The following is a 776-nucleotide window of genomic DNA, read 5'->3' as shown; positions in this document are numbered from 1 at the left end:
CGTCTGCACCACGTGGTTGGCCGATGTTGTGTCCAGCCCGTTGTCGGCAAGCGCGCCGTCATAGCTGATGACGCGATAGATGCCCGGCCCGAAATTGCCGCCCGGGGCTTCCGTGACATTGATGGTGCCATCGAGCGTCAGATTGCCATGCACGACGGTCAGATCGTTGTAAGCGCCGCCGACCACGCCCGCCTGGCCGAACGAATAGTCGAGGTTCGACCCGGAGGCCAGATCAAGACTGCCATTGATCGTGAGCGTGCCGGGCGTGGCGCCAAGGCCGCCAGGAGCCAGTCTGCCTGCCACGTCAACAAGGACGTCACCGCCGACAACGCCCGTGCCGCCAAGCGTACCCGCGGCGACGATGGTCTGTCCGCTCGCGGCAGTCTGGTCTCCATTGATGTAGAGCCCACCGCCACCGTTGATGATGGTGAAGCCGGAATAGCTATTCTCGGCCGTGAGCACGGTGGTCCCCGTTCCGGCCTGGGTAACGCTGCCGCTGCCGGAGATCGTGCCGTCGAATGTATAAAGGTTGGAGCGATTGAAGCTGAGCGTGCCGTCGTCGACCACATCGCCGAGAACCGCACCCGTCGTGCCGCCAGTGCCCAAAGCCAGGACGCCGCCCGCAATGGTCGTGCCGCCGGTGTAGGTGTTGTCGGCACCGAGGAACAGCGCTCCCGTGCCGGTTTTTGTCAGCCCGCCCGCGCCGTCGATGGTTCCATTCCATGCAAGCGTATTGTCAATCTCGAATGTGCCGCCGCCCGCTTCAAGGGTCGCGT

1 protein-coding gene is annotated in these 776 nt (G+C 64.2%); it reads right to left on the bottom strand.

Annotation, left to right across the window (positions count from 1 at the left end):
- On the bottom strand, positions 1–776 hold a 776-nt coding region (locus EN893_RS36235), incomplete at both ends, for an autotransporter-associated beta strand repeat-containing protein (protein ID WP_206640265.1).

The sequence above is a fragment of the Mesorhizobium sp. M7A.F.Ca.CA.004.04.2.1 genome, assembly GCF_004022825.1.
Taxonomy (GTDB): domain Bacteria; phylum Pseudomonadota; class Alphaproteobacteria; order Rhizobiales; family Rhizobiaceae; genus Mesorhizobium.
The sequence above is the reverse complement of the archived record's forward strand: the minus strand, read 5'-3'. Positions and strand labels throughout refer to the sequence as shown.